General features: G+C 33.1%; 23 protein-coding genes and 2 tRNA genes. 20 read left to right on the top strand and 5 right to left on the bottom strand.

What is annotated here, in order from left to right; translation table 11 throughout:
• The first annotated feature begins 83 nt into the window (after positions 1–83).
• On the top strand, positions 84–1,688 hold the full coding sequence (locus BUB89_RS01015) for an LVIVD repeat-containing protein (protein ID WP_073240998.1): 1,605 nt from the start codon (positions 84–86) through the stop codon (positions 1,686–1,688).
• A 94-nt stretch (positions 1,689–1,782) separates the two neighbouring features.
• Here the strand turns inward: BUB89_RS01015 and BUB89_RS01010 are convergent, their stop codons facing one another.
• Positions 1,783–2,268, bottom strand: coding sequence for a hypothetical protein (locus BUB89_RS01010; protein WP_073240996.1), 486 nt, complete (start codon positions 2,266–2,268; stop codon positions 1,783–1,785).
• Positions 2,269–2,339: 71 nt separating this feature from the next.
• Positions 2,340–4,793: a TonB-dependent receptor gene (locus tag BUB89_RS01005; RefSeq protein ID WP_073240994.1), complete on the bottom strand. Its 2,454-nt coding sequence runs from the start codon at positions 4,791–4,793 to the stop codon at positions 2,340–2,342.
• Positions 4,794–4,958: 165 nt separating this feature from the next.
• On the opposite strand from BUB89_RS01005, the gene BUB89_RS01000 reads away from it, so the two are divergent.
• The 3 genes from BUB89_RS01000 (at position 4,959) to BUB89_RS00990 (ending at position 7,895) form a co-directional block, all read left to right on the top strand.
• Complete coding sequence (locus BUB89_RS01000) at positions 4,959–5,984, top strand: 2-hydroxyacid dehydrogenase (RefSeq protein ID WP_073240992.1); 1,026 nt, start codon at positions 4,959–4,961, stop codon at positions 5,982–5,984.
• Positions 5,985–6,105: 121 nt separating this feature from the next.
• On the top strand, positions 6,106–7,287 hold the full coding sequence (locus tag BUB89_RS00995; protein ID WP_234982495.1) for an AAA family ATPase: 1,182 nt from the start codon (positions 6,106–6,108) through the stop codon (positions 7,285–7,287).
• 2 nt (positions 7,288–7,289) lie between these two features.
• On the top strand, positions 7,290–7,895 hold the full coding sequence (locus tag BUB89_RS00990; RefSeq protein ID WP_073240988.1) for an RloB family protein: 606 nt from the start codon (positions 7,290–7,292) through the stop codon (positions 7,893–7,895).
• Between the two features lie 51 nt (positions 7,896–7,946).
• Here BUB89_RS00990 and lysS read toward each other — a convergent pair whose 3' ends face one another.
• A complete protein-coding gene (gene lysS / locus BUB89_RS00985) occupies positions 7,947–9,650 on the bottom strand; it encodes a lysine--tRNA ligase (RefSeq protein WP_073240985.1) in 1,704 nt (567 codons plus the stop codon).
• A 286-nt stretch (positions 9,651–9,936) separates the two neighbouring features.
• Between lysS and BUB89_RS00975 the strand changes: the two genes are divergently transcribed.
• From BUB89_RS00975 to lipB, 4 genes are all read left to right on the top strand, one after another.
• The gene (locus tag BUB89_RS00975) at positions 9,937–10,416 is read left to right on the top strand and encodes a hypothetical protein (RefSeq protein WP_141384588.1); all 480 of its coding nucleotides are present in this window, start codon (positions 9,937–9,939) and stop codon (positions 10,414–10,416) included.
• Positions 10,417–10,489: 73 nt separating this feature from the next.
• Positions 10,490–10,942, top strand: coding sequence for a hypothetical protein (locus tag BUB89_RS00970; protein WP_073240979.1), 453 nt, complete (start codon positions 10,490–10,492; stop codon positions 10,940–10,942).
• A 192-nt stretch (positions 10,943–11,134) separates the two neighbouring features.
• Positions 11,135–11,890, top strand: coding sequence for a hypothetical protein (locus BUB89_RS00965; protein ID WP_073240978.1), 756 nt, complete (start codon positions 11,135–11,137; stop codon positions 11,888–11,890).
• A gap of 198 nt (positions 11,891–12,088) precedes the next feature.
• Entirely contained in the window at positions 12,089–12,790 is a 702-nt protein-coding gene (gene lipB / locus BUB89_RS00960) for a lipoyl(octanoyl) transferase LipB (RefSeq protein ID WP_073240976.1), read from the top strand.
• 147 nt (positions 12,791–12,937) lie between these two features.
• On the opposite strand, the gene BUB89_RS00955 is transcribed toward lipB, so the two are convergent.
• Positions 12,938–13,597, bottom strand: a complete 660-nt coding sequence (locus tag BUB89_RS00955; protein ID WP_073240974.1) for a ribonuclease HII — start codon at positions 13,595–13,597, stop codon at positions 12,938–12,940.
• Positions 13,598–13,767: 170 nt separating this feature from the next.
• Between BUB89_RS00955 and BUB89_RS00950 the strand changes: the two genes are divergently transcribed.
• From BUB89_RS00950 to BUB89_RS00930, 5 genes are all read left to right on the top strand, one after another.
• Positions 13,768–15,720, top strand: coding sequence for a putative porin (locus BUB89_RS00950; RefSeq protein WP_073240972.1), 1,953 nt, complete (start codon positions 13,768–13,770; stop codon positions 15,718–15,720).
• Between the two features lie 131 nt (positions 15,721–15,851).
• Positions 15,852–16,622: a Fic family protein gene (locus BUB89_RS00945; protein WP_073240968.1), complete on the top strand. Its 771-nt coding sequence runs from the start codon at positions 15,852–15,854 to the stop codon at positions 16,620–16,622.
• Positions 16,623–16,704: 82 nt separating this feature from the next.
• A complete protein-coding gene (locus BUB89_RS00940) occupies positions 16,705–17,187 on the top strand; it encodes a 3'-5' exonuclease (RefSeq protein ID WP_073240966.1) in 483 nt (160 codons plus the stop codon).
• A gap of 69 nt (positions 17,188–17,256) precedes the next feature.
• The gene (locus BUB89_RS00935) at positions 17,257–18,528 is read left to right on the top strand and encodes a DUF2851 family protein (RefSeq protein ID WP_073240964.1); all 1,272 of its coding nucleotides are present in this window, start codon (positions 17,257–17,259) and stop codon (positions 18,526–18,528) included.
• Positions 18,529–18,597: 69 nt separating this feature from the next.
• Positions 18,598–18,825, top strand: coding sequence for a PspC family transcriptional regulator (locus BUB89_RS00930; RefSeq protein WP_073240962.1), 228 nt, complete (start codon positions 18,598–18,600; stop codon positions 18,823–18,825).
• A 58-nt stretch (positions 18,826–18,883) separates the two neighbouring features.
• On the opposite strand, the gene BUB89_RS00925 is transcribed toward BUB89_RS00930, so the two are convergent.
• Entirely contained in the window at positions 18,884–20,521 is a 1,638-nt protein-coding gene (locus tag BUB89_RS00925; protein WP_073240960.1) for an amino acid permease, read from the bottom strand.
• A 147-nt stretch (positions 20,522–20,668) separates the two neighbouring features.
• On the opposite strand from BUB89_RS00925, the gene BUB89_RS00920 reads away from it, so the two are divergent.
• The 7 genes from BUB89_RS00920 to BUB89_RS00890 all read left to right on the top strand — a co-directional run bounded on the left by BUB89_RS00920 (position 20,669) and on the right by BUB89_RS00890 (position 24,739).
• A complete protein-coding gene (locus BUB89_RS00920) occupies positions 20,669–21,547 on the top strand; it encodes a ComEA family DNA-binding protein (protein WP_234982494.1) in 879 nt (292 codons plus the stop codon).
• A gap of 15 nt (positions 21,548–21,562) precedes the next feature.
• The gene (locus tag BUB89_RS00915; RefSeq protein WP_073241804.1) at positions 21,563–22,705 is read left to right on the top strand and encodes an acyl-CoA dehydrogenase family protein; all 1,143 of its coding nucleotides are present in this window, start codon (positions 21,563–21,565) and stop codon (positions 22,703–22,705) included.
• A 157-nt stretch (positions 22,706–22,862) separates the two neighbouring features.
• A complete protein-coding gene (gene rpsU / locus BUB89_RS00910; RefSeq protein WP_073240956.1) occupies positions 22,863–23,057 on the top strand; it encodes a 30S ribosomal protein S21 in 195 nt (64 codons plus the stop codon).
• Positions 23,058–23,131: 74 nt separating this feature from the next.
• Positions 23,132–24,040 carry a tyrosine-type recombinase/integrase gene (locus BUB89_RS00905; protein WP_073241802.1) on the top strand — a complete coding sequence of 303 codons (909 nt, stop codon included), beginning with the start codon at positions 23,132–23,134 and terminating at the stop codon, positions 24,038–24,040.
• 18 nt (positions 24,041–24,058) lie between these two features.
• Positions 24,059–24,361, top strand: a complete 303-nt coding sequence (gene hpf / locus BUB89_RS00900; RefSeq protein WP_073240954.1) for a ribosome hibernation-promoting factor, HPF/YfiA family — start codon at positions 24,059–24,061, stop codon at positions 24,359–24,361.
• Positions 24,362–24,452: 91 nt separating this feature from the next.
• Positions 24,453–24,526: transfer RNA gene (locus tag BUB89_RS00895), tRNA-Thr, on the top strand.
• A gap of 132 nt (positions 24,527–24,658) precedes the next feature.
• Positions 24,659–24,739 (top strand) — tRNA-Tyr (locus BUB89_RS00890).
• Positions 24,740–24,780 lie beyond the last annotated feature (41 nt).

The raw sequence follows: 24,780 nt of genomic DNA, 5'->3' as shown, positions 1-24,780 counted from the left end.
AATTTCACTGTTTATTGACGTGAAAAAAAAATGAAAATTAAAAAGATATTGTTGTATTTTTGAGCACCCCAAAATAATACAACATGAAAAAAAATCTACTTGCATTGTCACTATGTGGCTTGTTCTTAATTCAATCTTGTCAATCTGATGATAACTTATCAGGAACAGATGAAAAAGTTATTTTAAATGCCAATTCCGAAAGTTTAAACAATAGAATCAGTCTTAGTGGTTCAGGAGTATTGGATTTAGTTACTTCCTCAAATATTAGTGGTAAAACTACCGAAGAAGAAGCAGGAACATTCCCAATGTCATTATTAGCCGAAGTGGAACCACCTACTTATGAAGGAAAAACTTTAATGGCAACTCATGTTGATGTTAAAGATAATTATGTTTATGTATCTTATAATACTCAGGGAGAGACTTATTTAGGTGGAATTGATGTTATTGATATCAGCAGTCCTAATAATCCTAAATTAGTAGTTCAGGCTATTTTGCCAAATGTAGATATTAGCACAGTACTTTTTGATAATGGAAAATTATACATCGCTGGTGCTGTAGATGCAGATATTAATAATGTTCCTACTCCTGCTTTTGTCGCTCAAATGCCTTTACAATCAGGTTTATTGACTAATGATTATTTGTTAAATTCCTTAGCTGGTTATGTTGGCACAGGACTTGCTGTTGCCGATTCAAAATATTATGCTGTTTCCGGAAATAATGGTGTTCTTGCTAAATTAGATAAAACTACTAATACTATCGAAACAACAATTGCTGTTGACGATTTAAGAGCTTTAGGGCGTATTGATAATAAAATAGTAGTTTTAAGTGGTACCGAAGGAGTGAAAGTTTATAATGCAGGAACCTTAAATTTAGAATCTTCATTTTTTACTTCTACAGATGTTGCAGAAGCAAAAAGGACAATTGATTTTCAGGGAAATAATATTTTAGTTGCTCAGGGACCGTCAGGTTTAGGGATTTACAATTTAAGTGGTGTTTTACAACAAACTATAGCAGCTCCAACTGCTGCTGTGGATGTTGATCAAAATGATGTTGTTACAAATGCGGTTTCTGTATATGGAGATTATGTATATGTTGCAAATGGTGCGGCCGGAATTACAGTCTATAAAACAACAAATGGAACATTAAATCCGCTAGGAACAATTGCTCTTTCAGGTTCTTCTAATTATGTAAAAAGTGTGGGGGATTATATCTATGTTGCCAATGGAAATGGCGGACTTAAGATTATCAAAAAAGTTACTGTTTCTGCTATTGATTGCAGTAGTTTTGCAACTTATAACGGAGGTCAACATTTAAATGTAAATTCAGGAGATAATTTTAGTTATCAGGGTAGTGCTTCTTTAAAAGGAATCAATGTTAATGATAGACTTACTTTTTGCGGTTCATTAGCAATTTCGCAAGGAGTAAATGTTAATAGTAATGGTATTTTTACTATGAAAGGATCAATGGCACAAGGGCAATATAATAGCAATAGTTCAAACTTTAATCTAAACGGTACTCTTAAAATAGAAGGAAGTGTTGTGATTTACGGTAATTTTGTAATGAATAGTGGTGCTAAACTAGAGTTTTTAGGATCCGATTCAGAGATCACAATTTATGGTAAAGTTACTAAAAATAACGGTGTTACTATCACAGGTACATACAAAGATACTTTCAATAAGTTGAAGTAAAAAAAGAATAAAATATACTAAAAAGGCTGCTTACAATAATTTTGAAAGCAGCCTTTTTTATTTTAGATAGCTTCAGAAGCTTCAAAAAATAAAATTATTTTTCGGAGTTTTCTTTGTGTCTCATGTCTTTTTTCATTCCTTGAGATCCGTGATTTCTAATCCCTTTATTTTTTCTCATGCCTTCACGATGGTGTTTTTTCATTTCGTCCCATTTTTGAAACTGCTCAGGTGAAAGAATTTTTTTCATTTTTCCATTCATGGCAATTTGCTCATCCAGCATTTTGCTTTTCATTTTAAAAATTTCGTCCGAAGTAGGTTTTTCTGTTCTTGCTTTTCTGTCTTTCATAAAGGCTTCTCTTTTTGCACTTTTTTCAGCAATAATTTTGCTCATGTCTTTTTGTTGGGAAGCATTTAAATCCAGTTCTAATGTCATTTTTTTCAACATGAGTTCATTGCGTTGTTCAGCAGTGAATTTCTCCATCTGTTTTCCGTCATGTCTTCTTGGTCTGTCCTTTTTTTCCTGTGCATAAGAGGTTACGCTTATGATTGCGATTAAAGCAATTGTGGCTAATTTTTTCATAGTATTTTGTTTTTTTAAATAAGACAGAGGAATCAGATTAAAGTTTAATTGTTAAGAATAAATTGTGATTTTTATTTCTTTATCTGATAACTGCTTTTTACCACAATAGGAATTCCATTATTAGTGATTCCTTCTAAATCGATATTTACAGTTGTATCAACTTCATTATTATAATATGAAATTGTAGCGCTTCCTTTTTCATCAGGCTGAATGTACGGATTCCAATACAAGGTATTTCGAATATCGGCTTTGTCCTTTTCCAGTGGATTTGGTTTACTGTAATCAGGAGAATAGAAAAAACGGGTATTTTGATAGCCATTGACAGGCATCGCTATGGAATGAAAAACTTTTTTACTTGTAGTGCTTCCTTTGCCCATTTTGGTATAGATGATTATGGCTCCATTAGCACCTTGTGAACCAAAAATGGCAGCTCCGGGACCTTTTATAGCTTCAATTTTAGCAATATCATCGATTGAAATAGAAGACAAAAGATCCATATCCGTTTCTATTCCATCCACTAAAATAACCGGTGGTCCATTATAACGGTTAAAACGAACAGAATTTACTGTAGCGGTTACATTAGGAATGGTCATTTGCAGCAGCATAAAAATGTTTGAAAACCGAGGTCCTTTTTCTTCAGGAATATAGGTAAAATCGGCAAAACCATAGCGACTTTCAGGTGTGTCATCTTTTTTCTTTTTTGCAGTAATAATTACATCTTTCAATTGGTTTTCTTCGGGAATATTAAAAAGAATGTTTTTATTTCGAATGTTGGTTTCAAGCTGAGTAATTTGGTTTTCTTCCTCATTCAGAGGTTTAAAAGCTTTAAAATCGACAGTCATGGGCAGATTGTAAATGGAGTCCAATACAAATTCACCCCTGTTTTTCCCTTTCTGATTTTTTGTATTCAGCAGCATGGTAGCGGTGCCTTTGAAAACTATATTATTAAATTCAAATTTCCCATTCACATCAGTAGTGTCATTTAACATTGCGGTAGCTTTGTTATTTAAAAGAATCATTTGGACCTGATTATTTTCTTTGGCTGTAGTGCCAATTAAATTCTCCACTTTTCCAGTAATTGAAATTCCTTTTTCTACTTTAAAGTTTTGACTTTTATGGAGATTTGGGAATTTCTTCCAAACAAAATCACGCCATCCCTGGGTTAATAAAAGTAAATCTAAATGAAATAATCGGGCAGGATTCGAGTGGTTGAAATAGTAATTAGGCTTGTGCACTTTTCCCCTAATATCCGAAGCCATAAGGAAATAAGAACAAATGTCTAATGTATTGTCAAAATTTTCGTTTATACCATTGGTATCCGTTGCCGCTATCGAAAAGTTGGCAATGAGTGGATTACCTTGTTTGTCTTTTGCCGAAAGGTTAAGGTTTACTTTTTCCTTTGGAATATATTGTTTTTTATCTGTGGATAAAGAGACTGTAATATCATTATTTTTTTCAATGTAAACTAATCGTTCGCTTTGAGGTCTGGAAAGTTTATCATAAAGTGTGACTTGTGCAATTCCCTCCGGAAAATTTTCCTCAGGTAGTATAAACGAAAGTTTAGGATCTTTTAAGGGCTGAGTTCCTTCAAAATAAGTAATGCCTCTTGTGGTGCAAATCAGTGTTAAATCAGCATCCGGATTTTGATTCAGCGTGGCTGCATTGGTTTTAATAGTGACAACTTTTTTCTGGTCAATGCTATTAATGCTCAAGGTATAACCTGTTTTTTGAACTTCAGGAAGATTTATTTTTAGTTCTTCATTGTTAGCTGTAGTCACTTTAGCATAATACTTTTGGTCTTTTCCGGGTTGTAATATAAATTTCCCCATGCCGTCATGAATACTTTTGAATAAGGTAATTGGTTTATCAGTAGTATCATAAATAGTCCCTTTTATTTCCATTGGGTTTCCATAGGAATCTGTTGCTTTGAAGGCTACATTACTAATTACTTCTTCCAAAAGTGAACCACCTTCGGGGAAAAAATCAATTAAAATTGCTGCCGGATCTTCAACTTTAGAATTATCTTTTTTGTTTTTTGCTATTGTTTTTGTATTGTCATTTTCTTGATAAAGAATTGTATTGTCTTTATTGGGACTTATAATCCGGATTTCTTTTTTGAATATAAAATCATCTCCATAATTCCGCATCCAATTGGTATAAGCTCGTAATTGATAAGTTCCTGGTTTGACACCCAAAGAATCTGCCAATATAAAATCACCATGACCCAGACCGCCTTCAAGGTTGGTAATATTGCAACTGATTATTTTAGATTCTGGCGATACAAGTTCTACATAAAGTATTTTGCTATGATCAAAAAGTTGATTGGTATAAGCATAGACTGAGTAAGCTTTATACCATAATGATTCTCCAATTGAGTAATAATCATTGTCAGTATGCAGGTATACTTTTTCAATCTCTGGTATAGTAATTTTTGTTTTTTGAATAGAATCGCCCGACTGTTGAGCAAAATTGATTGTGGGTATGCTGAAAAAAAATACAAGTAGATAGAATAATTTTTTGGTCATAGTGGTTGTTCTTTGGTTCGGTTGTAATAGGGTAACGTTTTTTTAGTTTTTAGAATATAAATGTAATCTATTTATTATATAGATTCGTTTTTTTATAAATGGTTTAATATTATTTCCTAAATTGGAAAACACTTTTAAATAAAAAGAATCCTTTAAAAACAACTCATGAAACATCCTCTTTTACCAATAAAATCAAAAATCGCTTTTTTCTCAACCCAAGCTTATGATAAAGTTTTCTTCGAAAAGTATAATGTTGATTATGGTTACGAATTAGATTTTTTTGATACTCCATTGAATGAGCAAACGGCGAAATTAATTAACAATACTGATGTGATTTGTGTTTTTGTAAATGATGTCGTCAATGCCTCTGTAATCAAACAATTGGCAGAAAGAAAGGTGCGAATCATTGCTTTGCGTTGTGCAGGTTTTAATAATGTAGATTTAGAAGCTGCTAAAAAATATAATTTAAAAGTATGTCGCGTGCCTGCCTATTCTCCTGAAGCGGTTGCTGAACATGCTATGGCTATGATTTTGACATTAAACAGAAAAACACATAAGGCCTACAATCGGGTTCGGGAACAGAATTTTTCTCTTAACGGATTATTGGGTTTTGATTTACATGGCAAAACGGTTGGAATTATTGGAACAGGAAATATAGGAAAAGCATTTGCTAAAATCGTTACAGGTTTTGGTTGCAAAGTTCTGGCTTTTGACATCATTACCGATGCTGAAATGGAGAAAGCCGGAGTAACTTTTGTCTCATTAGAAACTATTTTTAAAGAATCGGATATTATCTCGTTGCATTGTCCGTTGAATGAAAAAACGAAACATCTTATTGATGAAAAATCACTTTCGATGATGAAAGAGCATGTCATGATTATTAACACCAGTCGAGGAGGATTGATAGAAACAGCCTGTGTTATTGAAGGTTTGAAAAAAGGAAAAATAGGTTATTTGGGAATTGATGTTTACGAACAGGAAGAAAAACTTTTTTTCAAAGATCTTTCTGAAGATATTATTCAGGACGATGCAATTCAAAGATTAATGAGTTTTCCAAATGTTTTGGTTACAGCGCATCAGGCGTTTTTTACCAATGAAGCTTTGACTCAAATTGCTCTAGTAACTTTTAGTAATATTGAATCACTACTGACTCAAAATGATATTGATAATAAAGCAGCTTTGTTGGTTTAGAAATAAATTACATGGACTTTAAAATGGTTATTAATGTGTATATTTGTAATATATTTACAAATAAACCCTTTAAGTGATGTTGTTAAACTTTAGAGTAGCTAATTTTAGGTCCATAAATGAAATGGTAGAATTGTCTATGGTGCCAGCTGATTTAAAAAATCCGTTAAACGTAATCAAGAAGACAAATCCCAATGCTACAAAAAATAAAGATTATTATGGATTGACTTCTGCTGCTATTTATGGGCCAAATGCAAGTGGGAAGAGTAATGTTATTAGAGCTTTATATGATTTTAAAAGGTTTGTTGAAGAATCTACAGATAATAAACCTAATAAAATTATAAGTCTATATGATCCATTTAAATTATGTAAAGAAAATTTTCAAAAACCATCTTGTTTTTCAATTGATATTTTAATTGAAAATGTTTTGCATGTTTATTCTGTTGAAGTTATTAGGAGTGAAATTTTGCATGAATCACTTTTTATTTATCCAAAAGGATTGAAAGTGAAAGTTTTCGAGAGAAATCGTCAAGAATTTAGTAAAGGAAATGGTTACGAAGGAATTTTTGAAACTATTAAGCAACGTACAACTGAAAATCAATTGTTTTTAGGAAAAGCTGCTTTAGAAAATGTTGAAATAGCAAAAAATACATATGAACAAATAGGTTTAATTATCGTTCTAACAACCGATGCTTTTCATTCAAATGAATTTAATACTAGCTTTAGTCGAATGATGTTTGAAGATTTAGAATTATGGGGAGAGTTATTGAAATTATCTAAATCATTAATTCAAAAAATAGATACTCAGGTTGTTGATTTCGAGAAAGTAGATGGGAATATTAAAACTTTTCATTTGAATGATAAAAATGAGAAAATTGAATTTGAATTTGAAGATGAATCATCAGGTACTCAAAGAGTAATTGCTTTTGTACCATTTGTTTTAAATAGATTAAAAGGAGGAAGTGTTTTAGTTGTTGATGAATTTGAAAGAAGTTTGCATCCTGAAATAGCTCAGTATATTTTAGGATTGTTTAACGATCCAGAGATTAATAAAAATGGTGCTCAATTTATATTCGCAACTCATGATACTACTTTATTAAGTCCTGAAAATAAGTTGAGAAGAGATCAAATTAATTTAGTTGAAAAAAATGAAAAAGGCGAAACAGAAATGTTTGCTGTTTCTGATATAAAAGGTATTCGAGAAGGAAATTATGAGAAGTGGTATTTAGAAGGTAGATTAGGGGCAATACCTAATATTGCCAGAGAAACTTTTAGACATGAATTGATTGACTACATAAATTCATAAATATGGCTAAAAGACCTAAAAACAACTTTAAGACAAGGGAACTTAAATCTAAAATATTGATTCTTTGTGAAGGTAAGACTGAGGAAAATTATTTCACTGCAATGAAAGAAGATTTTCGCTTACCTAAAACTATTGGCGTAAGTGTTCTTCAAAGTAATAAAGTCGATTGTAAAGGAGTTGTGGAAGAAGCAATCAAAAAAGCTAAACGAGAAGGAATTGAAAAGATATTTGTGGTTTTTGATCATGACAATCAGCCTAAAAGAGATGAAGCTTTTAAGTTAGCAATAGATAAAAATATAACAGTAATTTTTTCAAGTATTTGTTTTGAGTTTTGGTATTTGTTACATTTTAAAAATTCTACAAAAGCTTTTGTTTCTGAGGCAGAATTAGAAAAAGAACTAAAGAAATGTGCAAGAATGGAAAATTATGAGAAGAATGATTTTAAGCATTATTCAATTCTCAAAGATAAAATCACTACTGCTAAATCAAATGCTGAAAATGTGAGATTGTCTGTTGTTGCAAATAATTATGGAGTTGAAGTTTTTAATCTAAACCCTTATTCAAATGTTTGTGAGTTGGTACAATTTTTAGAAAATCAAAGAACATAAAAAAGGAACTCCGTTATGAAGTTCCTTTTGTAATATAGATTTTTAAAAAACTTATCCCACTAATTCCACCATTTTACTTTCGCCTTCGACAGCTACTTTAGTCAAGCCGTGTTTAGACAAACCTTTCATGGCAGCATCCCATTTTTTACCGCTTAAATTTGCAGCAATTTTTAGTTGCGTTAAGTCCATTTTATTTTCACTTTTTTTCAATAAGTCTACGATAAATTTTTCTTCGTCAGAAAGTTCTATTGACACTTGTTTTTTCTCAGGACGCATTTGCGGGAACAATAAAACTTCCTGGATAGAAGCATTATTCGTCAGGAACATCATCAAACGGTCCATTCCAATTCCTAATCCGGATGTTGGAGGCATTCCGTATTCTAAAGCTCTTAAGAAATCTTCGTCAATAATTCCATTCGCTTCATCATCACCTTTGGCAGCCAGACGCATCTGATCTTCAAAACGCTCTCTTTGATCAATTGGGTCATTTAATTCAGAATACGCATTGGCAACTTCTTTTCCACAAACCATCAATTCAAAACGCTCCGTAAGCTCCGGATTGTCACGGTGTTCTTTACAAAGCGGAGACATTTCTTTTGGATAATCGGTGATAAATGTTGGCTGAATATAATTTCCTTCACATTTAGCGCCAAAAATTTCATCAATCAGCTTTCCTTTCCCCATGGTTTCATCTACTTCAATTCCCATGCCTTTAGCAGCTTCATATAATTCAGCTTCGCTTTTGCCGGAAATATCAAAACCGGTAAAATGTTTGATAGAATCCGTCATCGTCACACGGGCATAAGGCGCTTTGAAACTAATTTGGTGTTCGCCAAAAGTAGCATCACTCGTACCATTCACGCCAATAGCGCAATGTTCCAGCAACTTCTCCGTAAATTCCATCATCCAGTTGTAGTCTTTGTAGGCCACATATATTTCCATGGCGGTAAATTCCGGGTTGTGCGTTCTGTCCATTCCTTCGTTACGGAAGTTTTTCGAAAACTCATATACTCCATCAAAACCACCTACAATCAATCTTTTTAAATACAACTCATTCGCAATACGCATGTACAAGGGAATGTCTAATGAGTTATGATGCGTAATAAACGGACGTGCCGCAGCACCACCAGGAATCGCTTGCAAAACAGGAGTTTCCACCTCAAGATATCCGGCATCATTAAAAAATCCACGCATAGCGTTGAACAATTTAGTACGCTTGATAAAAGTATCTTTTACGTTTTGGTTCACCGTTAAATCCACATAACGCATACGGTAACGCAATTCAGCATCGTTAAATGCATCGTGCACTTTTCCGTCTTCATCTACTTTTGGTAACGGCAACGGACGTAAAGTTTTACTTAAAAAAGTAAATCCGTCCACGCGAATACATTGTGCACCCACTTTTGTAGTAAACAATTCTCCTTCAATACCAATAAAATCTCCCAAATCGGTTAATTTTTTGAATACCTGGTTGTATAAAGTTTTATCATCACCTTCACACAAAACATCGCGGTTTACGTACAGTTGAATACGTCCTTCACTATCCTGCAATTCAGCAAAACAAGCTTTTCCCTGATCTCTTACACTCATCAAACGCCCGGCAACAATCACCTTTTTGCCTTCTTCAAATGATTCCTTTATCTGTTTAGAAGTATGATTTACTGGAAAAAGATTAGCAGGATAAGGATTGATTCCCAAATTGCGTAAGGATTGAAGTTTTTCTCTTCGGATAATTTCTTGTTCGGATAATGCCATTATAGTCTGATTTTTAAGACCGCAAAGATACTTTTTAAGTCGCAAAGTTGCAAAGTTTCTAAGTTGCTAAGGAAAAGTTTTTTTAGGAGCAGAAAATTCCCGTTTTTAATTGCGGTTTGTCCCGCTATCCGTTACAATCTCCCGAAGAAAAATCGGGAGGATTTTCACTGCTATCGGGGCTATTTTACAAAGATTTCATTTTCAGAAGCAAAAAAGAAAGAAAAAACTGTTGTAGTAGTTTTGTAAATCTTTTAAAGTTGTGTAAACTTGTAGATATAAACGAAATTTGGGAATGACAGAATCACAAATAAATTTTCTAAAGGAAGTTAAAGAGTCAAATAATATAGTTGATCACAAATCGCATGAAAAAAATATTAGTGATTTAATCAATTTTCTAAAATCATATAAAATAATTTCTAAAAAAAATACAAATTCATTTGAAGTTTCAGACGGATTTTTATTTCATAAACTATTGGATGTAAAATCAATGAGTGATTTTGAAAAATGGTATTCTCATAAAGACAAATTCATAGTTAGCCACGATTTTTCAGGGGCAACAATAGGTCAATTTAATCAATCTGACTTTTTAAAAATTGACAAAACAGAAATTAAACAAATAACCCCTCCTAAAACAAATGAAAAACAATATATTTTAATTGTTTCATTTATAGTTAAATTTTGGTGGGCTTTTATAATTCCGTTAGCAGCTACCATAGTTGGGATTTTAATTGAAAAAGGTATAATTGACATCGGATTTAATTTTTAAAATCCGCAAACATCTTTTAGCGGTCAAACTACATTAGATACTATATTCGGTTAACTAAAAAGAATTTTAAAATATGATTAACAAGTTATCTATTGAACGACAAAAAGAAATTGAAAAGGAAGTTTCAGGAGATACAAAAATGTACTTAGAAAATTGTTTAAATAATTATTCTGAGTATGTTTCAGTTACTCAAAAACTCTTTCACGAGGTTTACAATAAAATAGCGCAATACGACCAAAAATATAACATTCTAAATCATTTATCAGAATATGATGAGGCAACTAAAGCAAATAATATTGATTTACAAATTATTATTTTAGATGAAAGTATTAAACAAGGAATTTATACACCAGTGACATATGAAAGGCTTGCAAAAGCTTATGAAAAAAAGAATGATATTGAATCTGCATATAAAGTGTGTATTGTATGGTTTGAAACTGACTTTTGGAAATTACCGAATACAGCAAATGGAAGTTTACGAATTTTAAAAAGACTTAAACGATTAGAAAAAAAATACGGTGTCTAATCTGATAGCGGATTTTAGGTGTAAATCCGCTATCGATATGATTCTTTTAAATTAATCAAAAGTTCTCGACTTCGCTCAAACTGACAATCTTGTTTTAATTTTAAAAGTCAATTAAAATCGAAAGAAATAAAACTTTGTGTCTTCTCAACTTCGTTGCATTAGTTTGTATATTTGGGAAAAAATAAAAGCACGATGAAATCAAAATTTTTACTCCTTCTTACTTTTTTATTGGTATTAACAAGCTGCAACTTCACCGAAAACCTCGATGTAAAAGACGACGGAACCGGAACTTTTGCATTAGAAATAGATGGTTCGGGTTTAATGGCCATGGCTGGCGATAAACTGACAGAGAGTTTGAGTCAAAAAAATGATGCTAAGGTTATTGATTCTGTTTTTTCATTCAAAGAAATTTTTGAAGCTAAAAAAGACAGTATTTCCAAATTGTCTACCGAGCAACAAGCGGCATTGAAAAAAATGGAAAATTTTATGATGCATATAAAAATGAATGCCGAAAAACAACAGTTTTTATTCTCCATGGATACGCCTTTTAAAAACGTGGCTGATCTTCAAAACATGATGGACGGTTTTAAAACACTTAAGGATTTAAAAGGAAAATCAGATAGCGAGGGAACATCTAATCCGCTGGAAAACAGTATGGACAATAATGCAAAAATAGACTTTGCTTATACTGGTAAAACTTTTAGCCGTAAAGCCATAATTGATAAAGAAGCTTTAGCTAAAATAAAAAATGATTCTCTTGGGATGACAAAAATGATTTTTGCTTCCTCTAAATATACTTTAAAATACCATTTTCCTAAAGCAGTAAAAACAGTTTCTAATCCCGATGCCTTATTTAGTGCCGACAGAAAAACGGTTACAGTAGAATATCCATTTGTAGATTACATGGAACATCCCGAAAAACTAAATCTGAATGTGGTTTTTGAATAATAGTAAATTCGATTTCATTTAAACCGCAAATTATCACAAATTTCCATAGATTAATTTGTGATAATTGGTGTAATTTGTGGTAAAATAACCTCATTTGTTATGTTGTTGTGACTGCGTGGAAAACAGAATAATAAATTGTATTTTTGCATTTCACAAATGAACGAACGAGAAAAATTACTTCGCTCCTCACAATGACAGATGAACAAAAAAATCCAACTTCAAGATTTAGGTACTAAAGATTATAAAGCTACCTGGGAATATCAGGAAGAATTATTCAAAGGAATTGTTGACCTGAAAATTCAAAACCGTAGAGAAGAAACCGAACTTCCAACGCCTAATTATTTACTGTTTGTTGAACATCCACATGTGTATACTTTAGGGAAAAGCGGTGATTTAGACAATTTGCTGCTGTCTGAAAAACAATTGGAAGCTAAAGGAGCTACTTTTTACAAAATCAATCGAGGCGGTGATATCACCTATCACGGACCGGGACAAATAGTAGGTTATCCCATTTTAGACTTAGAAAATTTCTTTACCGATATTCATAAATATTTACGTTTTCTGGAAGAAGCTATTATTCTGACTTTGGCGGAATATGGAGTGGAATCGGGGAGAAGTGATGGTGAAACAGGAGTCTGGATGGGTGTAGGAACACCATTTGCCCGAAAAATTTGTGCCATGGGTGTACGTGCTTCGCGCTGGGTAACCATGCACGGATTTGCCTTAAATGTCAATGCCGATTTAGGTTATTTTGATAATATTATTCCTTGTGGCATTCGTGGAAAAGCAGTAACTACTTTAAATGTCGAATTAGGTGTTGAGAAAGTAGATGAGCAAGAAGTGAAAGCAAAAATCCTGAAACATTTTGCAGAATTGTTTGAAGCTGAGTTTTTTATTTAAACGCAATCCTGATAGCTATCGGGACACAAAGCCCTTCGACAAGCTCAGGGTGACACGCTAAGTTCGCAAAGCTTATATGAACTTAATTGAGGAAATAAAGCAATGAAGCTTAAAAAAACTTACATGACTTATATGTTTAAAAAAAAATTATAAATCTAAGACCAGTTGTTCCGGCAACAGTCTAAAACTCATTCGATGGTATTTGGTTGTACCGTATTTTCTAATAGCTTCCCGATGTTCTTTAGTAGGATAGCCTTTGTTTTGTTTCCAGTTGTACATGGGAAATTCTTCATGAATCTGGTTCATATATTCGTCCCGATAGGTTTTTGCCAGTACTGAAGCCGCAGCAATACTCAAATATTTAGCATCTCCTTTTATAATACTCTGATTGGGAATTGATTTTAATAAATCGATTTCTGCTGTTGTAAATTGTTTTCCGGTAGTGTTTTTAAGACCCAGTTTGGCATTTAAACTTCTGTTTCCATCCACAATAATAAATTGAGGAATGAGATTTAATTTCAAAATCGATTCCTGCATGCCTTTCATTGAGGCATTCAGAATATTTATTTCGTCAATTTCGTCAGGAAATAAATGAGTAACAGCAAAACTCAGGGCTTGCTCTTCGATTATAGGACGCAGATTTTCTCTCAGTTTTTCAGACAATTGTTTGCTGTCATTTAAAAACATGTTTTCAAAATCCAGTGGCAAAATTATAGCAGCAGCCGTTACAGGACCAGCCAGACAACCACGACCTGCTTCATCGGTTCCTGCTTCGATAATAAGTGTAGAAAAATTAGGGGCAAGCATACAGCACTATTTTTGAACAGCAAAGATAAAATTTTTAATATAATTGTTCGTTATTCTAACATTTACTATTAAAGAAGTGGCAATGAAGATGTTTTTTTATACGTTTTTATCGTTTACCTTTGCTGCGTTATTAGTTTGAAAATAAACGCCCAATTATATATCTGATCCGAATGAGAATTCTCTTTTTTTTATATTTCCTGATAGTACCTACGCTGTTGTTCTCTCAAAATGATCCAAGAGAAGAAGAACCTAAAAGATCTTTTTCAGACAGATTAAAAGGAATTAATGACAAGGATAAGGATACAACCAAAGTGGCCACTATGGATATGTATCGTTTTATAACTTTAGAAAGAGATACCACTTATCTGGATACGGCACTTACTATTGAGCGGGAATACAGTCATAATTATCTTAGAAGAGATCTTTTTGGTTTATTGGCTTTGCCCAATGAAGGCCAGCCGTATAACAAACTTCAATACAAGTTAACAGAAATATCTCCTTATCCGGAAATGGGTTTTAAGGCAAAACAATTTAATTTTCTGGAAGCAAACCAAATCAGATATAGCTCTGTTGCTACTCCTGTAACGGAATTGTATTTCAAATCGATTTTAGGAAAAGGACATTCGGTAGATTCCTTCTTTGCTGTAAACGTTTCGCCAAATCTTAATTTTTCTATAGCTTATAAAGGATTACGTTCCGAAGGAAAATACATAAATCAGTTAGTGAGTACCGGAAGTTTTAGATTTACAACCAGTTATAATGATACCGGCAAGCGTTATTTTTTGAACGCTCATTTTACCGGACAAGATGCTTTGCATGAAGAAAATGGCGGAATCACCACTATTGAGGATTTTGAAAGTGAAGATCCTGATTTTAACAACAGACAGCGTTTACAGGTGTATTTTACCGATGCGGAGTCTTTTATGAAGGCCAAACGTATTTTTACAGATCAGATCTTCAGAATCAATCCTAAGCAAGGAAATAATAATTTATATGTGACACACCAGTTCAATTATGAGAATAAATTTTTTGAATACTATCAGCCTACAATACCTTCAGCGGTAGGAACACAGTCGGTAATCAGATTTGGTGATGCTATTGTAACTTCTAATCTTAAAGATCAGACCCATTACAATAAAATGTATAATAAAGCAGGTCTGGTGTATGAGAATACAACACTGGGAAAGTTTCAGTTTTTTGTGGATGATTTTCGCAGTAATTTTTATTATGGACGTATCCTGATTCAGGATGATGGTGTAATTCCTTCTGCTTTATCCCGCCAGATCAATAGTGCAGGCGGGCAATATGAATATCTGAAAAATAAATGGCATGGAAAATTTTTGCTGTCAAGATCCATCACAAATCAGTCGTTGTCTAATTTGGATGCCAAGTTAAATTATAATCTGAATGACGATTTTCAGTTTGTTTTTGGGTACCAGAATTTAAATAAACTACCTAATGATAATTATAATTTGTTCCAGAGTAATTATGTGAACTACAACTGGTCAAATAATTTTAAGAATGAGAAAATTAATGTGATTAGCGGAGAAGCCGTAACGCCATGGTTTGATGCTTCACTGCAAATATCGACTTTGACAGATCATTTGTATTTTGAAAATTCGGCTACTGATCAATCACAGCAAATAGTAACGCCTAATCAGTTTGGAGGAACAATTAAATACCTTTCTCTTAAAGTGAGTAAAGAGCTTACTTTTGGAAAATTTGCTTTAAATAATACTGTGTTGTATCAAAAGACAGATCAGCAGGAAGCCATTTTAAATGTTCCGGAATTAGTGAGCCGTAATACTATTTATTTTAGCAATTATTTCTTTCACAGAGCCCTGTTTCTTCAGGCAGGAATCACTTTAAATTATTTTACAAAATATTTTGCAAATGATTATAATCCGGTTATTGGCGAATTTTTTATTCAACAGGAAAAGAAAATAGGGAATTATCCCAACCTGGATTTCTTTATTAATGCCAAAATTCAAAGAACCAGAATTTATCTGAAAGCTGAACATTTTAATGCAGGATATACCGGAAACAATTATTATTCAACACCTAATAATCCGTACCGTGATATGAGTATTCGTTTTGGTTTGATCTGGAATTTCTTTAATTAGTATTTAAATCCACTTTTTTATATACCCACAAGTTTTTTTGAATCTTGTGGGTTTTTTGTTTTTAATCTTTGTCTAATAAACTTGTGTCATTGATATAAACTTTATATTTGTAGCATAAGTTTTATCACTAAATGAAAATCATTCCTGAAATACTTTTAGATAATTACAAGAAGAGCTTCCCCCAAGGATTAGACCTGAAGTTTAATTCCTTACATGATGCCGAAATCTCAAATGATTCTTTTAGTTTTTATACTTCGGTAGCTTCGGTTTTTTCAAGTAAAATTGAAGGTGAGGAAATTGAATTGGATTCCTATGTAAAACACAAGCGCTTCGGAATTGAATTTCTTCCGGATTACACTAAGAAAATTGATGATTTGTATGATGCGTACTGTTTTGCCAAGAATAATTCTTTGAATAAAAATAATATAGCCGAAGCTCACAGACTTTTAGCGAAAAATATTGTAGCTGAAAATCAACTGGGAAAACATCGAATTCATCCCATGTTTGTGACTACTGATGATGGGCGAATTGAATATGTAGCAGCCTTGCCTCATCAGGTAGATAATGAAATGGAAGCTTTTTATGAAGATGTGGAAAGGTTACTAAACAAAGAATTGGATTTTCAGGAAGTGTTTTATTATGCGAGTTGGATTCATTTGATTTTTGTAAAAATACATCCTTGGAATGATGGCAATGGTCGCACCGGAAGGCTTCTGGAAAAATGGTTTTTGTCTGAAAAATTAGGAGAGAAAGCATGGTTTGTTCAGAGTGAGAAAAATTATTATCAAAACCATCAGCTTTATTACACTAATTTAAGAAAATTAGGATTAGAATATGAATCATTAGATTATTCTAAGGCAATGCCTTTTTTAGAAATGCTGCCACAATCATTACTTTTGTAAATTGGAAATTAATAGCAATTTCAAGTACATTGGCAAAAAAAAAACTGAAACCAACAATTATAAATCTGCAATCTAAAATCAAATGACCTTTACCGCTATCGATTTTGAAACTGCAACTGCTTTTCATCCTTGTTCCGTAGGAATTGTTACGGTTGAAAATGGGATTGTGGTTGATGAGTTTGTTACTTTAATTCAGCCGCCTAATAATTTATATTCTCCGTTTACCATTCAGGTTCATGGTATTTATCCAAGTGATACGGCCAGAGCTAAAAATTTTCTTCAGGTTTTTCCTGAAATCCAAAAAAGGCTTCAAAACAGGGTGGTTGTAGCACATAACGAAAGTTTTGATCGCAACGTTCTGGCAAAATCGATGGCCTATTATGGATTGGATTATACTACACTGAATATTGCTGCAAGGTGGGAATGCACCGTAAAAATATATAAGGCCAAAGGTTTGAAACCTACTAAATTAAGTGATTGCTGTCGTGCAATGAGAATTAAATTAAACCATCACGAAGCCTTGTCTGATGCGAGAGCTTGTGCTCAATTGTATTTGATGCAATAGAATATTTTTCTTTTAAGTTTTTGCGTAAGTTTTTTCATTAAATTAGATTTATTAATTTAAATCCTGGCTATGAAAGAAGAGTTTCTGCATTATTTATGGAAATATAAAAAATGGAATAGTTTTGATTTAAAAACAACCGGCGGGGAAACAATTGTTATTGCTAATGTAGGTCAGTATTTAGAGCAGGCAGGACCTGATTTTTTTAATGCTCAAATTACTGTTGCCAACCAAAAATGGGCCGGAAATGTAGAAATTCACCTTAAATCTTCTGATTGGTATGTGCATCATCATGAAAAAGATGCTGCTTATGACAACGTTATTCTGCATGTCGTCTGGGAACATGATACTGAAGTTTTTAGAAAAAATAATACCGAAATTCCTGTTCTGGAACTTAAAAATTATGTTGATAATGAAGTTTTAGTGAATTACCAACAATTAGTTGCACCCAAATCCTGGATTTTTTGCGAAAAGCAATTAAAAGATTTGGATGATTTTGTTTTGAAAAACTGGCAGGAGCGTTTGTTTTTTGAAAGATTAGAAAGAAAATCAAAAGCAATTTATGATTTATTAGAACAAACAGGCAATGACTGGGAAGCCGTTTTATTTTGTATGCTGGCCAAGAACTTTGGTCTCAATACTAATGGTGAGCTTTTCCTGAAAATAGCCCGGTCAATCCCTTTTTCGATAATAAGAAAAGAAAGTTTTGAAGTTGAAAATCTGGAAGCACTTTTACTGGGAAAAGCAGCTTTGTTAGATTTTGATAAAGAAGATACTTATTTCAAAGATTTAAAATTCAGGTATTTTTATTTGTTGCACAAATACCAATTAGAACCCCATAACGAAGGAAATGTTCAGTTTTTTAAACACCGTCCGGATAATTTTCCAACCATCAGACTTTCACAGCTGGCTCATTTGTATCATAAAGAACAGAATTTATTTTCAAAAATTATTGCTGTGTATTCGGTTGAAGAAGTTTATCAGTTGTTACGGAGCACAACTTCTTTTTATTGGGAAAGTCACTATCAGTTTGATAAAGTAAGCCCTGATAAAATAAAAAAGATGTCAAAATCATTCGTTGATTTATTATTGATTAATACCATTATTCCGCTTCAGTTTTCATATGCTAAAAGTTTAGGAAAAGAAATCACCGAAGATTTAATGGCTATGTTAACTACAGTTGCACCGGAGAAAAATGCAATTATAGATAAATTTACTTTTTTTGGTATAAAAGCTACTGACTGTTTTGAAACACAATCTTTATTGCAGTTAAAGAATGAGTATTGTGCTGTGGGGAGATGTTTGGATTGTGGTATAGGTCTGGAATTGCTAAAGAATGGTTAGTTTCGTTAAAATTTTTATTTAAAATATTAAAATTTGTAAATTTGGCTCCTATAAAATAATGCACACACAATGTTAGCAATTATAAAACTTAAATTTTTTTTCGAAAAATACGGATTCCAGGTTTCTTCGCGTCTGGCAGATAAATTAGGAATGCGGGTGACTAATGTTCGCTTGTTTTTTATTTATATTTCGTTTGTTACTGTGGGATTAGGATTTGGTGTTTATTTAACGCTGGCTTTTTGGATACGCCTTAAAGATCTAATTCGTTCTAAACGAACTTCAGTATTTGATTTATAATAAAAAAGGGATTCTAAAATCATAATTAGAATCCCTTTTTTAATTAAACTTCCTGTATTTATTTCGCTTTTTTAAAGCTGTAACCATAGACAAAAGCATGGATTATGGCGAATGCTAATGAAAAATAGTATAAATACACATCATCTATAGTAGGATCACTGTGGTGTATAAAAGCAATAATAATAAGTGTGATTACCATTCCCAGTCCAGATCCGGCAACAGTTTTTTGGTTTTTTAAGCTGAACTGTCCTTTGTTGAGTGCACTGTTTTTCATTCCGTAGAAAATATACAAATCAAAACCTATCATCATCCAGACAATAAGCCTGATCCAGGTGTCTAAAGGTAAAAATACCATCATAAATAAACAGACTAAAACGCCGGCGATAGGTACAAAAGGCACTAAAGGCGTTCTGAAAGCTCTTGGAGCTTCGGGCATTTTTTTACGCATAATGAGTACGCCAAGGCAAACCAATATAAATGCAAATAAAGTACCAATACTGGTCATTTCACCAACAACTCTTGCGGGAATGAAAGCAGCAAAAACGCTTACAATTACCATGAATAATAAGTTGTTTTTGGCAGGAGTTCTAAATTTAGCATGAACTTCTGAAAATACTTTTGGAATAAGACCATCTTTACTCATCGAGAAAAATACACGACTCTGTCCCATTAAGAGTACCATGATTACAGAAGAGTAACCTCCTAAAATAGCTAGTAAAATAGCATTGTTAAGCCAGGGATAAGCAGGGGTAATCATGCCATTTGCTCCCTCAGGTCCCATGGCTTCTACGGCAATTGCTACTGGTGCAATACCATCTTTTCCTGCAAATGCCTGATAATTTACCACACCTGTCATGACATGGGCAAATAATATGTAAAGTATGGTACAGATACCTAACGATAATAAAATACCAATAGGCATATCTCTTTTTGGGTTTTTTGCTTCTTGTGCAGCTGTTGAGACCGCATCAAAACCAATATAAGCAAAAAATACTATCGCTGCAGCCCGTATAATTCCTGAAAAACCAAATTCGCCAAATTTCCCTGTGTTTTCAGGAATATAAGGAGTATAATTCTCAGGTTTGATATATTGCCATCCCACAGCAATAAAAATCAATACAACAGAGACTTTTAATAAAACAATTATGTTATTTACAAAAGCCGATTCCTGTGTTCCCCGTATCAAAATTAACGACATAAGCATTACAATAAATACAGCCGGAAGGTTGATAATACCGCCTTCAAAAGGAGAAAGCATCAGGTTATCGTCAATATGAATGCCAAAGGTTTCCAGAAATTTACCTAAGTACCGCGACCAGCTTATGGAGACGGTTGCTGCTCCTACGGCATATTCTAATACTAAGTCCCAACCAATTATCCAGGCAATAAATTCTCCCATTGTTGCAAATGAATAGGTGTAAGCACTACCGGCAACAGGAATCATTGAGGAAAATTCAGCATAACAAAGACCTGCAAAAATACAACCAAAAGCGGCTATAAGAAAAGAAATACTGATTGCAGGACCAGCATTTACTGAGGCAGCAAGACCTGTTATAGAAAATAATCCTGCGCCAATAATTGCTCCTACACCTAATGCAACAAGTCCGGAAGCGGTTAATGTCTTCTTTAATCCTTTTTCAGAATCTTCGGCTTCGGCTAAAAGTTGGCTTAATGGTTTTCTTTTCCAGATAGACATGGTTTTGTTTTTTAGGTTATACTTTTTTCAAAAGTATTGTTTTTTATGAAAAAATAATAATTATGTTTTTAAATTCGGGAGGAATGGTTGAAATTATTTATACATTTAGCTCTTATCATTATTATTAATGTAAGAATGCCTTTAAAAATGAACAAAAAATATTTTCAGTTTTCAAATCAACAGCAAAAAGGAATTTTATGTCTTTTCCTGATTATTGTTGTATTGCAATTTGTTCTTTTTTTTGCTGATTTTCAAACGGCTCCTGAATTTGATATACAAGAACAAAAATGGCTTTCTTTGAATGCTAGAATGGATTCACTTGAATCTCACCAAAAAAAGCAAACAATTAAACGGTATCCCTTTAATCCTAATTTTATCACTGATTATAAAGGCTATAAATTAGGAATGTCTGTGGTTGAAATTGACCGATTGTTTGCTTTTAGAAAGCAGAATAAATATGTCAACTCTGCAAAGGAATTTCAGACTGTAACCGGAATTTCAGATTCTTTATTAGTGACGATGGCTCCTTATTTTAAATTCCCTGATTGGGTAAATAAAAAAAAGCTGTCGAAAGCTGTGGTTTTTTCGAATACCAATCCGGAACATTTTTCGAAAAAAACAAACATAGTTGTTAAGGATATTAATCAGGCTACTCAGGAAGATTTAATCCGGATTTATGGAATTGGAGAGGCAATTTCGATACGAATTTTAAAATTTAAAGAGAGTTTAGGAGGTTTTGTTTCGATGGAACAAATGAATGACGTGTGGGGATTGTCTCCTGAAGTTGTGCAACAATTAAAGACTAATTTTAAAATTAGTGCACTTCCAAACTTGAAAAAAATAGATGTTAACAATGCGACTATTAAGGAATTAGCCCAGTTTCCTTATTTTAAATATAATTTAGCACGGGAAATTGTTATTTACAGAAGCATGAACGGAGATATAAAAAATGTAGGTGATTTAACAAAAATTAAAGGAATGTCTAATGAAAATGCTAATATTATAGCCTTATATTTGGACTTTTAAAAAATAGCCATAATGATGCACTTTGATTACAGTGAAACACAAAGCATGATTGCTCAATCTATAAGAGATTTTGCTGAAAAAAATATAAGACCTTATATAATGGAATGGGATGAGGCTCAGGTTTTTCCTGTCCCTTTATTTAAAAAATTAGGAGAGATGGGCTTCATGGGAGTTTTAGTTCCTGAAGAACTGGGAGGTTCCGGGTTAGGTTATCATGAGTATATTACTATTATAGAAGAAATTTCTAAAGTAGATCCTTCAGTAGGTTTGTCAGTTGCGGCACATAATTCATTGTGTACTAATCATATTTTGACTTTTGGTAACGAAGAACAAAAAAAGAAGTGGATTCCTAAATTAGCTTCGGGAGAACATATTGGTGCCTGGGGACTTACAGAACATAATACGGGTTCAGATGCAGCCGGGATGAATACTACCGCAAAAAGAGACGGCGATTATTGGATTGTTAACGGAGCCAAAAATTTTATTACCCATGCCATATCCGGAGATATTTCGGTGGTAATTGTTCGTACCGGAGAAAAAGGAGATTCCAGAGGGATGACTGCTTTTGTATTTGAAAAAGGAACAGCTGGATTTTCTTCAGGGAAAAAAGAAAATAAATTAGGAATGCGAGCCAGTGAAACCGCTGAGCTTATTTTTGATAATTGTAGAATTCCCGACTCAAATAGATTAGGTGAAGTAGGCGAAGGTTTTATTCAGGCAATGAAAATTCTGGATGGCGGACGCATTTCTATTGGAGCATTATCACTGGGAATAGCGAAAGGAGCTTATGAAGCTGCTTTGAAATATTCGAAAGAAAGACATCAGTTTGGTAAAGCTATTGCAGAATTTCAGGGAATTTCATTTAAATTAGTCGACATGGCTACTGAAATTGAAGCTTCGGAGTTGCTTTTGCATAAAGCGGCTTTCCTGAAAGAACAACATCGTCCTGTGACTACCGCTGGTGCTATGGCTAAGATGTATGCTTCGGAAGTATGTGTTAAGGTGGCTAATGAAGCAGTACAAATTCATGGGGGTTATGGTTATACTAAGGATTATCCGGTGGAAAAGTTCTATCGGGATTCAAAATTGTGCACCATAGGTGAAGGAACGACCGAAATTCAGAAAGTGGTGATTTCAAGAAATTTGTTGAAAGGGTAGTTTTGAAGGTTGGAGTTAGAAGTTAGAGGATGGAAGTTTTTTTTAGGGTCTATTTTCTTTGTTCTATTCTCTTTTTTCTAAAAAACACAATTAATGACTTGTAATTCATAATTAATTTTCTACTTTTGCAGCCTTAACGAGAGGAGGTGTCAAAATTATGTTAATTATACCAATTAAAGACGGAGAAAATATCGATAGAGCATTAAAGCGCTATAAAAGAAAATTTGATAAAACTGGAACAGTTCGTCAATTAAGAGCTCGTACAGCTTTCATTAAGCCGTCAGTTAAAAACAGAATGAAATTCCAAAAAGCAGCTTATATCCAAGGTTTGAGAGATAGCTTAGAGAGTTAGTAGTTTCTTTTTTGAAACAAAATAATACCGTTAGTGATCAGATTTTTTATAAATTTGATGCTAACGGTTTTTTTATGGCTACAGATTTAGAAGCATTTGCAGATTATCTTCAGAAAGAGAAAAAGTATTCTCCTCATACTTTGTGTGCTTATGTGAAGGATGTTGCTGATTTTCAGGAATACAATGCGTTGAATTTTAATCAACAAGATATTGTTTCGGTTGAATATGTTCAAATTCGGTCGTGGATTGTTTTTTTGGTAGAAAGTGGTTTGTCTAATGTTTCTGTCAATAGAAAAATGGCTTCGCTAAAGGCTTTTTATAAGTTTCTTTTAAAAATAAAACAGATAGAAGTGAATCCTTTGTTGAAGCATAGAGCTTTAAAAGTGTCTAAGAAAAATCAAATTCCTTTTTCGGAGAAAGAAGTGGAACTTGTTTTAGACGATTTTGCTTTTGATAAAGATTTTGAAGGTGTCAGGGATAAGTTGTTGATTGAATTATTGTATTCTACAGGTATAAGGAGGTCTGAGTTGATTCATTTAAAGTTGGTTGCAGTCGATTTTTCTAATGCTGCTATTAAAGTTTTAGGAAAAAGGAATAAAGAAAGAATTGTCCCGGTGTTGCCGGTCGTGTTGAATCAAATGCGCGATTATCTTGAGTTGAGGGCAGATTTAGAAGCAGTTAAAGATGAGGTGTATTTTTTTTTAACAAAAAAGGGGTTAAAATTGAGTGAATCTTTTGTGTATCGCTTAATAAATTCATACTTTAGTAAAGTCTCTAAAAAGGTAAAGAAGAGTCCGCATATGTTAAGACATACTTTTGCGACTCATTTACTGAATAATGGAGCCGATTTAAATTCAGTTAAGGAATTATTAGGGCATTCTAGTTTAGCTTCAACACAGGTTTATACTCATAATAGTTTATCAGAGTTGAAAAAAGTGTATGTGGGGGCTCATCCTAGAGGAGGTAGTAATTCTAAAGTTTAACCATAAAAATTTTTGATTATGAAGGTAAATGTTCACGCTGTTAACTTTGCTGTTGATGGAAAACTGGTAGATTTTGTTCAAGGACGAATGGATAAATTAGAAAAATACTACGATAGGGTAGTTTCTTCTGATGTTTATTTGAAAGTTGAAAAGACGAGTGAGAAGGAAAATAAAATTGTGGAGGTTAAGATTAATGTGCCAGGAGATGATTTTTTGGTGAAAAAACAGTGTAAGACCTTTGAAGAAGCGGTGGAGTTGTCGGCAGAATCATTAGAACGTTTGCTGGTAAAAAGAAAAGAAAAAATAAGAACTCATATATAATTGAAATTTTTTTCAAAAAATGTTTTGATTGAGAGATAAAATATATACATTTGCAGTCCGTTAGAAATAGCGGACTTTTTTTATTGAATTTGCCAGCGTAGCTCAGTTGGCTAGAGCAGCTGATTTGTAATCAGCAGGTCGTGGGTTCGAGTCCCTCCGCCGGCTCTAAAAATTGTAGATTTCGGAATTTGTATTTCAGATTTCTATTTAAGGCAAAAATAGAAAAGGTTTAATTTGTGGTTGGTGGTGGTTTTAGGTTAAACTAAAATCAAAAAAAACTAAAATCATAAATTGTCTGGGGAGATACTCAAGCGGCCAACGAGGGCAGACTGTAAATCTGCTGTGTGAACTTCGCAGGTTCGAATCCTGCTCTCCCCACAAGTTGAATTTTAAATTGCAGATTTAAGATTGCAGATTGA

Source organism: Flavobacterium flevense (assembly GCF_900142775.1).
Taxonomy (GTDB): domain Bacteria; phylum Bacteroidota; class Bacteroidia; order Flavobacteriales; family Flavobacteriaceae; genus Flavobacterium; species Flavobacterium flevense.
Note: the sequence above shows the minus strand (reverse complement) of the source record. Positions and strands in the feature narration are given on the sequence as shown.

Coding starts and splice junctions, on each gene's coding strand:
- BUB89_RS01015 (WP_073240998.1), top strand. CDS start 84: ATGAAAAAAAATCTACTTGCATTGTCACTATGTGGCTTGTTCTTAATT.
- BUB89_RS01010 (WP_073240996.1), bottom strand. CDS start 2,268: ATGAAAAAATTAGCCACAATTGCTTTAATCGCAATCATAAGCGTAACC.
- BUB89_RS01005 (WP_073240994.1), bottom strand. CDS start 4,793: ATGACCAAAAAATTATTCTATCTACTTGTATTTTTTTTCAGCATACCC.
- BUB89_RS01000 (WP_073240992.1), top strand. CDS start 4,959: ATGAAACATCCTCTTTTACCAATAAAATCAAAAATCGCTTTTTTCTCA.
- BUB89_RS00995 (WP_234982495.1), top strand. CDS start 6,106: ATGGTAGAATTGTCTATGGTGCCAGCTGATTTAAAAAATCCGTTAAAC.
- BUB89_RS00990 (WP_073240988.1), top strand. CDS start 7,290: ATGGCTAAAAGACCTAAAAACAACTTTAAGACAAGGGAACTTAAATCT.
- lysS (WP_073240985.1), bottom strand. CDS start 9,650: ATGGCATTATCCGAACAAGAAATTATCCGAAGAGAAAAACTTCAATCC.
- BUB89_RS00970 (WP_073240979.1), top strand. CDS start 10,490: ATGATTAACAAGTTATCTATTGAACGACAAAAAGAAATTGAAAAGGAA.
- BUB89_RS00965 (WP_073240978.1), top strand. CDS start 11,135: ATGAAATCAAAATTTTTACTCCTTCTTACTTTTTTATTGGTATTAACA.
- lipB (WP_073240976.1), top strand. CDS start 12,089: ATGAACAAAAAAATCCAACTTCAAGATTTAGGTACTAAAGATTATAAA.
- BUB89_RS00955 (WP_073240974.1), bottom strand. CDS start 13,597: ATGCTTGCCCCTAATTTTTCTACACTTATTATCGAAGCAGGAACCGAT.
- BUB89_RS00950 (WP_073240972.1), top strand. CDS start 13,768: ATGAGAATTCTCTTTTTTTTATATTTCCTGATAGTACCTACGCTGTTG.
- BUB89_RS00945 (WP_073240968.1), top strand. CDS start 15,852: ATGAAAATCATTCCTGAAATACTTTTAGATAATTACAAGAAGAGCTTC.
- BUB89_RS00940 (WP_073240966.1), top strand. CDS start 16,705: ATGACCTTTACCGCTATCGATTTTGAAACTGCAACTGCTTTTCATCCT.
- BUB89_RS00935 (WP_073240964.1), top strand. CDS start 17,257: ATGAAAGAAGAGTTTCTGCATTATTTATGGAAATATAAAAAATGGAAT.
- BUB89_RS00930 (WP_073240962.1), top strand. CDS start 18,598: ATGTTAGCAATTATAAAACTTAAATTTTTTTTCGAAAAATACGGATTC.
- BUB89_RS00925 (WP_073240960.1), bottom strand. CDS start 20,521: ATGTCTATCTGGAAAAGAAAACCATTAAGCCAACTTTTAGCCGAAGCC.
- BUB89_RS00920 (WP_234982494.1), top strand. CDS start 20,669: ATGAACAAAAAATATTTTCAGTTTTCAAATCAACAGCAAAAAGGAATT.
- BUB89_RS00915 (WP_073241804.1), top strand. CDS start 21,563: ATGCACTTTGATTACAGTGAAACACAAAGCATGATTGCTCAATCTATA.
- rpsU (WP_073240956.1), top strand. CDS start 22,863: ATGTTAATTATACCAATTAAAGACGGAGAAAATATCGATAGAGCATTA.
- BUB89_RS00905 (WP_073241802.1), top strand. CDS start 23,132: ATGGCTACAGATTTAGAAGCATTTGCAGATTATCTTCAGAAAGAGAAA.
- hpf (WP_073240954.1), top strand. CDS start 24,059: ATGAAGGTAAATGTTCACGCTGTTAACTTTGCTGTTGATGGAAAACTG.